Origin of the sequence: Candidatus Bandiella numerosa, from assembly GCF_021811875.1 — a bacterium.
GTDB lineage: Bacteria > Pseudomonadota > Alphaproteobacteria > Rickettsiales > Midichloriaceae > Aquirickettsia > Aquirickettsia numerosa_A.
This window is the reverse complement of sequence record NZ_JAJBJD010000212.1, coordinates 1-520: the sequence shown is the minus strand read 5'-3', so window position 1 is coordinate 520 and position 520 is coordinate 1. Positions and strand designations below refer to the sequence as shown.

At 38.7% G+C, this 520-nt stretch carries 1 pseudogene; it reads right to left on the bottom strand.

The features are described 5' to 3' along the window. Nucleotides 1-181 precede the first annotated feature (181 nt). Nucleotides 182-520, bottom strand: a pseudogene (locus tag L8D11_RS05425) (Rpn family recombination-promoting nuclease/putative transposase); the annotation flags it as partial.

Genomic DNA, 520 nt, shown 5'->3' with positions numbered 1-520 from the left:
AAAGATTTCATTCTAGCATTGGCTATAAAAAGCCCATGAATGTTTATTTAGAGGCATTGAAAAATGCTGCTTAATAATAGGAAGCAAAATTCTCAAAATTTTGTCTTGATTTTTCAGTCCACTATATAATTCAAAACTTGACGGTGCCTGGAGCCCCACCCAGACCTTTACTAAGGCTTAGCTAATTCTTCAGGTTGTTGATCTCGTCAATACTAAGTCCTGTAGACTGAGATATGATCTCAGCAGAAATATTATGAGATAACATGTTTTTTGCTACTTTTTCGATACCCTTTTTAATACCTTCCTCTCTACCTTCCTCTCTACCTTCCTCTCTACCTTCCTCTCTACCTTCCTCTCTACCCTTTTCGATACCCTTTTTAATACCTTCTTCTCTACCTTTTTCGATACCCCTACGCTCAGCTTCTTCTGCAAGGCCCTCAAGATAAGCTTCTCTAGCTTTATTATCTCTAGCAATCTTCTCTGAAGCTTCATAGGCACGTAGCTCATCTTTTGTCCAGTG